Source organism: Catenulispora pinistramenti (genome assembly GCF_018274385.1).
Lineage (GTDB): Bacteria > Actinomycetota > Actinomycetes > Streptomycetales > Catenulisporaceae > Catenulispora > Catenulispora pinistramenti.
Map to the genome: position 1 here is coordinate 22,280 of NZ_JAAFYZ010000128.1, position 7,013 is coordinate 29,292.

Annotated in this window: 6 protein-coding genes and 1 tRNA gene; 3 read left to right on the forward strand and 4 right to left on the reverse strand. The window is 70.3% G+C overall.

All coding sequences use genetic code 11. From position 1 onward, the window contains the following. Positions 1–84: 84 nt before the first annotated feature. The 3 genes from KGQ19_RS30190 to KGQ19_RS30200 all read right to left on the reverse strand — a co-directional run bounded on the left by KGQ19_RS30190 (position 85) and on the right by KGQ19_RS30200 (position 2,509). The gene (locus tag KGQ19_RS30190; RefSeq protein ID WP_212015245.1) at positions 85–1,098 is read right to left on the reverse strand and encodes a C40 family peptidase; all 1,014 of its coding nucleotides are present in this window, start codon (positions 1,096–1,098) and stop codon (positions 85–87) included. A gap of 89 nt (positions 1,099–1,187) precedes the next feature. Beyond that, positions 1,188–1,589, reverse strand: a complete 402-nt coding sequence (locus KGQ19_RS30195) for a peptidoglycan-binding domain-containing protein (RefSeq protein WP_212015247.1) — start codon at positions 1,587–1,589, stop codon at positions 1,188–1,190. A 155-nt stretch (positions 1,590–1,744) separates the two neighbouring features. After that, on the reverse strand, positions 1,745–2,509 hold the full coding sequence (locus KGQ19_RS30200) for an AfsR/SARP family transcriptional regulator (RefSeq protein WP_212015249.1): 765 nt from the start codon (positions 2,507–2,509) through the stop codon (positions 1,745–1,747). Between the two features lie 300 nt (positions 2,510–2,809). On the opposite strand from KGQ19_RS30200, the gene KGQ19_RS30205 reads away from it, so the two are divergent. From KGQ19_RS30205 to KGQ19_RS30215, 3 genes are all read left to right on the forward strand, one after another. Further along, positions 2,810–5,704 carry a helix-turn-helix transcriptional regulator gene (locus tag KGQ19_RS30205; RefSeq protein ID WP_212015251.1) on the forward strand — a complete coding sequence of 965 codons (2,895 nt, stop codon included), beginning with the start codon at positions 2,810–2,812 and terminating at the stop codon, positions 5,702–5,704. A gap of 156 nt (positions 5,705–5,860) precedes the next feature. Next, positions 5,861–6,340, forward strand: coding sequence for a hypothetical protein (locus KGQ19_RS30210; RefSeq protein WP_212015253.1), 480 nt, complete (start codon positions 5,861–5,863; stop codon positions 6,338–6,340). A gap of 245 nt (positions 6,341–6,585) precedes the next feature. Beyond that, entirely contained in the window at positions 6,586–6,726 is a 141-nt protein-coding gene (locus KGQ19_RS30215; protein WP_212015255.1) for a hypothetical protein, read from the forward strand. Between the two features lie 85 nt (positions 6,727–6,811). On the opposite strand, the gene KGQ19_RS30220 is transcribed toward KGQ19_RS30215, so the two are convergent. Continuing rightward, positions 6,812–6,884, reverse strand: a tRNA-Lys gene (locus tag KGQ19_RS30220). Positions 6,885–7,013 lie beyond the last annotated feature (129 nt).

Below are 7,013 nucleotides of genomic sequence, written 5' to 3' on the forward strand. Positions count from 1 at the left end.
CGGTATCAGATAGCTGAGGGGCAAGAAGAAACGGCGACCGCGGCCAGGCCGCGGTCGCCGACTGGAAGTGGAGCCGGCAGCTGCTCAGTCGCCGACCAGGGTCTCCCAGGTCTGCGGACCGATCTGCCCGTTGTTCTGCAGTCCGTGCGCTGATTGGAACGCGACGGCGGCGCTGTTGGTGCCGGGGCCGAAGGAGCCGTCGACCGCCACGCCGTAGCCGTACTTGTTCAGTTCGAGCTGCGCGGCCTTGACCGCGTCGCCGGTGGAGCCGGACTGGATCTGGACCATCAGCGAGCCCCAGGTCTGCGGGCCGATCTGGCCGTCCACGCCGAGGCCGTGCGAGGACTGGTAGGACTTGACCGCGGCCACGGTGTTCGCACCGAACTGGCCGTCGGTGGCGATCGACGCGCCGTGGTCGTCGAGCAGGTACTGCGCGGCTTCCACGTCGGTGCCGGAGTTGCCCTCCACGAGGTTCGGCCACGGCGGGATGCCGCCGCCGGTGCTGCCGGTCTCGTTGTTGTAGCGGTACGGCTGGTACAGCGACGCCGCCGGACCGCTGGTGTTGGGCCAGTACGGGTAGGGGATGGTGCCGTGGTGCACGCCCTGGTCGCCGGAGTTCTCCCAGGCGTTGTAGGAGTCGTGCGCGCTGTCCGCCCAGCCGTCGAAGATCAGCACGTGGCCGGCGTTGCCGCCGGTGTTCGGCCCGAGCACGCCGAGGATGTCACCCGGCTGCAGGTCGGCCTTGCTGATCGAGTGGACCACCGAGGGCAGCGAGACGGTGGTCAGGCTGCTGGAGAGGTGGAAGGCCATGGAGACGTAGCCGGAGCAGTCGGTGCGGTAGGCGACGTCGTTGCCGGGGCCGTCTTTGTAGGTGGTGGTGCTGTACGGCGTGCCGTTCCACGACGCGGCGCGGGACAGGATCTCGGAGGCCGAGATGCTGCCGTTGATCGAGGAGTTCGGCGTGAGGGCGGCCGAGGAGACCGCGGCGGTGGTCGTCGCGGCGTGCTGCGGCGCGGCGTTCGCGGCGCCGGGCGCCACGGCGATCAGTGCCACCGCGCCGGCCGCGGCGAGGATCGCGGAGCGCTTCTTGAGCGACATGGGCACTTCCTTTCTGTGTGGGATCGGTGGTGGGTCATGGCTTGGCGACGCCCCGGTGATGAGGACGGGGCGCCACCTGTTCACAGAGCTCAGCAGTAGTGCGGCTGCAGGACCCAGTAGTTGAGCGCGTTCCAGGTGTTCGGGCCGATGATCCCGTCGGGGTTCGTGGCGCCCATGCAGTGGATCTGGAAGTTCTTGGTCGCGGCCTCGGTGTTGGAGCCGAAGTCGCCGTCCACGCTCACCCCGTTGTAGGAGCCGTTGCCGTAGTTGGTGGAGTGGCCCAACGCGTAGGCGAAGTTGAGCTCGCACTGCGCCTGCTTCACCGCGGTGCCCTGGCTGCCGACGTACAGCTGCGGCTGGTTCGGGGTGTACTGGCACGCGGTCGACATCGCGGCGTGGGCCGGCTCGCTGACCATCAGCGTGGTGCCTCCGACGGCGAGGATGCCGACGACGGTGGCGGCGACGCGGCGCCGGAGTGAAAGGTTCGTCATGGCCTGTTCCCTTCTCGAAGTGCGCTGCCTGTGAGGTCTGCGGTGACCGCCATCGCGATGCCGCAGTCGTCTTTGACGAAGACCATGGCCGACCGGCGTGGCACCTTCGTGCGATGGCTGTGGCAGCCGGTCAGCGCGACGGCCGTGGCAGCCGGTCAGGCCGCGCGCTCGAAGACCAGGTCGTCGCCGGACAGGATGGACTGGTGCACCCGCGCCAGCTCCGGCCCCGGCTCGACGCCGAGCTCGTCGATGAGCAGCCGGCGCGCCGATCGGTAGACGGCCAGTGCCTCGACGCGGCGGCCCGTGTGGGACAGGGACAGCATCAGCTGGGCGTGGAACCGTTCGTGCAACGGGTGAACCGCCACGAGGCTCTGGAGCTGTGGCACCACCGCGTGGTGGCGGCCCAGCCGGAGTTCCGCGTCGAGCCGGGACTCCAGCACCTGGAGCCGCAACTGCTCCAAGCGCGGCACCACGGTCCTGGAGAGCAGTTGGGACGGCACGTCCAGAAGCGGCTGCGCACGCCACAGACTCAAAGCCCGTTCCGCCGTGTCGGCCACCGCCATCCAGACCCCGGCGCGCCGTTGCTCGGCCGCGTCCCGGCACAGGGCCTCGAAGCGGTGCACGTCGAGTTCGTGGTCTGCGACCTCCAGCGCGTAGCCGGGAGCGCGGGCCTGGAGCCGCAACGGGTCCGATGTCTGGAGGCTGCGACGCGGCCGCATCACGTGGCTGCGCAAGGTCTGCGCGTAGCCCTTCGGCGGCACCCCGTCCCAGACCGTCTCGGCGAGTTCGTCCACCGAGATCGGGCGGTTGGGGTTCAGAAGCAGCGTGGCCAGCAGCACCCGCTGGCGTGGACCGGTGACCGGTTGCCAGCGGCCGGTGGCGTCGGTGACCTCTAGTGGACCAAGAAGCCTGAACTGCATAGCCAACTCCCCGTGCGAGTACGGGCACTGCGACCGTCGGGCCGCCGTGCCGACCTGTCATTCAGGACGGTGCGGTACTGGTGCCAGCGGAGTCCCGATGCCCGCGTGGCTTCGAGCATCGCCGGTCGCCGTCTGATCGGCGTAAGATCCACGCAAGATCGATATCGCGGGGGCCGGTTCGCGCGGGGGCGTTTGCCGGGCTTGTGCCGGGTTCGTACAGCACTTGCCCGTTGCGTCCCCTCAATCTGCTGTTGGACTGGAATACCGGCTCTCGGAATTGGAGAGTCATACTTTGTGTCGATGCCACTCATCAGTCCCTCGCGCTTCGACGGGCCTCTGGTGGAACGGGACGCGGAAGTCGCGCGTCTGGAGCAGGTAGTCAGCCTGCTGCGCTCGGGGCGCGGGGCCATCCTGGAGATCGTCGGCGATCCCGGCCTGGGGAAGACCAGCTTGCTGGCCGTCCTCGCCGGGATGGTCGCCGGATCCGGGGCCCGGCTGGCCCGGGGCCACGCGATCCGCGGTGATGCGGTCCGCGCCGATGCCGTTCCCGGCCAGATTCTCCGCAGTGCCTGGGAGGAACACCCGGACTTGGCCAGACTAGGCGGCACGGGTGCGTTGGACCCGCAGTCCGCCCGGGCCCTGGCGACCACTTGGGCCGACGGGGCCGGCGGCGCGGTGTTACTCGACGACGTGCAGTGGTGCGATCCCAGGTCGGTCGAGATCGCCGTGCGGCTGGTCCGCAACCCGGTGCCGGGACCGTTCCTGCTGGCCCTGTCGCACCGTCCCCGGCAGACGAACCCGGCGTTGCTGGACGCGTTGGACGACGGCGTCCGCATCGGCACCGTGACCCGGATCGTCGTGCCGCCGCTGACCCCGGACGCGATGTGCGAGCTGGTCGGCCGCTGGTCCGGTGCCCCGGCCGCGTACGGCGCGGCGGAGCAGGACGAGACACACGACCGCAGGCTGGGCGACGCGGCGGGCGGCAGCCCCCGCAATCTCAGGATCCTGCTGGCGGCCGGCTGGGACCCGGTGCTGTGGCCGTTCCGGGCCGGTGGCGACCCGGGCGGCCTGGTGCGCGAGGCGGCGGCGCTGACCTCCGAACTCGACCTCCTCTCGGCCGATGCCGGCGCGGTCCTGCGCGCTGCGGCCATCCTGGGCGACCCGTTCCGGCCCGAGGACGTCACCGAAGTCTGCGATCTGCCGGCCGACCGGGTCCTGGCCGCGCTCGGCGAGCTGTCGCAGGCCGATCTGGTGCGGCAGCGCGGGCACAGCGAGTTCGCGTTCCGAGATCCGGTACTGGGGCACGTCGTCCACGAACACGCCAGCCTGTCCGAGCAGTCGGTGGGGCATCGGCGCGCGCTGGATCTGCTCGCCGGCCGGCAGACCGCCGCGGCGGTGTTGGCGCGGCACGCGGAGCACCTGCTGGGCACCGACTCCGGCACCGCCGCGCCGATCCTGGCCCGGGCCGCCGCCGAGGTGGTGGCCCGGGACCCGGCCGCCGCGGCGCACTGGTCGGGGCTGGCTCTGGACTACATCCCCCATGGCGGCCACGCGCGCGCCGAGGTGGAGATCCTGCGGGCCCGGGCGCTGATCGCCGTGGGGCGGCTGGACGAAGCCAGGACCCTGGTTCACGAGGTGCTGGGCCACGTGTCGGAGCTGCCGTGGCAGATAGCGCTGCGGGCGTACGGGGCGGCGGCGGACGTCGAGCGTCTGCTGTGCCGGTACTCCGAGGCCGAGGCCATCGCCGCCACGGCGCTCAGCCTCCTGCCGGCCCGGGAGGAGGGCGGTTCGCTCCCGCTCGAGGCCGTGATGATGGTCTACGAGTACGCGCTGGTCCAGTCGCTGCGCGGGGACCACATCCAGGCCCGCGAGGTGATCCGCAACGCGGTGGACACCTCTGCCCGGCCGGTGCACCCGACGGAGATCGCGATCCGCTGTCTGGAGGTGTGTCAGGATGCTTACGTCGGGGACGTCGCCGTCGCCTTGCGGGGCATGCAGCAGTGCGCCGCCGCTGTCGACGCGCTGGCCGATCCCCAGGCAGGTCAGTCCCCTGAGATGTTCGTGACCCTGGGCACCGGCGAGCTCTACCTTGAGCGATTCGACGACGCCGCGCGGCATCTGCAGCGCGGGCTGAAGGTCGCCGGCGGCGGCGCTCAGCTGCACGTGGTCCTGCACGGACTGCTCGGTCTCGCCGCCGTCGAGCTGTTCACCGGCCGCCTGGAGACGGCCACGCAGTGGGCCGTCCAGGCCGAGAAGCTGGCCACCGCCATCGGTTCCCAGGAAGGCGCCGGCCTGGCCAAGGCGATCCGGGCATCGGCGACGATCTGGACCCGGGGCCAGCGCGACCTGCCGGAGATCCTGGCGCTGGCCGAGTCCGCGATCGCCGACGTCGAATCGGACCACAGCTGGTGGGCCCTGAGCGCACTCGGTCTGGCCTCGCAGGTGCAACTCCTCGGCGGCGACCCCGAGGGCGCCCTGCGCACGATGCTGGAACGGGCCGACGGACAGGACGTCGCGGCGGCCCAACCGGCCCTCGAACCCTCACTCAAGGGCGTGATGGCGCTGGCGGCCCTGCGCTGCGGCGACCTCCCGGCGGCCCGCCGCTGGACCGAGGAAGCCGAAGCCGCCGCCGCGCGCCTGTCCCTGACCGGCCAGACCGCCAGCGCCATCCGCGCCCGAGCCGCCCTCCACCTCGCCGACGGCCACCCCGACCTCGCCGTCGACCTCTTCGAGCGGGCCGCGGACCGCTTCGACCGCGCCGGAGCCCCGATCCAGCGGGCCTGGACCCAGGCCATGGGCGCCGCCGCCGCCGACGCGGCCCAAGGCCACGACGCCGCCCTGGTCTGGCTGGACGCCGCCTCAGCCGCCGCCGACGCCCTCGGCGCCCTCTGGGTCCGCGAGGACACAGCCCGAGCACGCGCCGAACTGCAAACCCTGCAAACCGGCCGCACCGACACCAAGCAGCCGCCCCGCTCCGACGCCGACGCCCTCCTCGGCATGCTGAGCGAGCGCGAGCGCGAGATCGCCGAACTCGCCGCCGCGGGCCTACGGTCACGGGAGATAGCGCAGCGCCTGTTCCTCAGCCCCCGAACGGTCGAGGCCCATTTGGGGCGGGTGTATCGCCGGCTCGGGGTGTCGTCGCGGGGGGAGTTGCCGCGGATCATCGGGAATGGGGGTGGCGAGGCTGCGGATTGAGTTTAACGGTGAGAGCTCGTCATGCGACATCTGCTAATGACCCGGAGGTAGCCCAATATGCTGCGAGGGCGCGTTAGTAGGTTTCTCATTCTGACGGGCACTCTCTGCGGCCTCGGATTCTCCGCGACAGCCTGCGCCGACAGCAATCCGGCGTCTGTGAGCGGCAGCTTTACAGTTCGCGTCCTCGCGGGCAGCGAGGCCAAAGACGAACAACTGAAACTCGCTGCCAGCAACGAGGCTAATTTTCCTGGCGGGTCATATGTGGTCGTTACCACTTCATGGAACGGGCACTGGTCAGGAAACTGCCAGGTCTTTGCGGCCATGTCGTACACCGGCGACGGGTGGAGACTCAGCGACTTCACACCCACTGGCCGAATCGGGGCAGGTGCCGACTCATCAGTAGCCCAGGCTTTTGCCAAATATCCGCAAGTCTTCGTAGACATTCCAGCGCCTCCAGCGGGTGGAAAGGGGCCGGACGAGGACACGTTCGACTTGTCCGGCAAGAGCGGCACCGCCACCATCATTTACGCTGTCGACCCCAGCGTCAGCACCGGCATTTCCACGGACATGAACGTCGCGGCCGAGGTCGATTGCGACGGCAAGGCGCGCGCCGCCGGAAGATTCGGCCCGCGATGACCGGCGCGGGGACCCGGGTCCGACGCGGGACTGCCGGCTGAAACCGCGGGGCCGCCGAGCGGTGCTATACGGAATGCGCCCCATTGACCGGGTGACGCAGGGTCCTGACATGACCGTAAAGGTGCGCTGCCAAGGCTTGTGCCGCTATCCCATTGCGGCCGCCGACAGCGTGCCTCGATCCTGGGTTGTCCCTGCCTCAGCCGTCCATTTCCGGGGCCTGAGGCGTCGAATGGAGGGAGATCCCGATGAAGAAGGGTTACCGCAAGTTCGCGGCGGCCGCGGCGCTTGCTTCGGCACTCGCGGTCGGCGCCATGACCGCGGCGCCGGCGTCGGCTACCGTGATCCACCCGCACTGCCACCAGGGGAGCGTCTGCCACCCGTGGTAGGCCGCGCCTGAGCCGCTGTCGGGCTGTCGTGCTGCCGGAATTCAAAACCCCAGTTCAGGAGACTGAACTGGGGTTCTACTGCGGGTGCGCCGTCAGGGACTTGAACCCCGAACCCGCGGATTAAGAGTCCGCTGCTCTGCCAATTGAGCTAACGGCGCTTGGTCTTGCCGGTGTCGCGTTGACGGGTGAAACATTAGCAGACCACCGGCCGCGTCCCGAAATCGTTAACCGGGCGTCTCGGTTCGGCCACGTCGTGGCCACCGGGGGTGGGTGGCGGTGGTGGGCGG

What these genes read in the sequence shown, in the direction of transcription:
- KGQ19_RS30200 (WP_212015249.1), bottom strand. Translation starts at nt 2,509, where the DNA reads ATGCAGTTCAGGCTTCTTGGTCCACTAGAGGTCACCGACGCCACCGGC.
- KGQ19_RS30190 (WP_212015245.1), bottom strand. Translation starts at nt 1,098, where the DNA reads ATGTCGCTCAAGAAGCGCTCCGCGATCCTCGCCGCGGCCGGCGCGGTG.
- KGQ19_RS30215 (WP_212015255.1), top strand. Translation starts at nt 6,586, where the DNA reads ATGAAGAAGGGTTACCGCAAGTTCGCGGCGGCCGCGGCGCTTGCTTCG.
- KGQ19_RS30195 (WP_212015247.1), bottom strand. Translation starts at nt 1,589, where the DNA reads ATGACGAACCTTTCACTCCGGCGCCGCGTCGCCGCCACCGTCGTCGGC.
- KGQ19_RS30205 (WP_212015251.1), top strand. Translation starts at nt 2,810, where the DNA reads ATGCCACTCATCAGTCCCTCGCGCTTCGACGGGCCTCTGGTGGAACGG.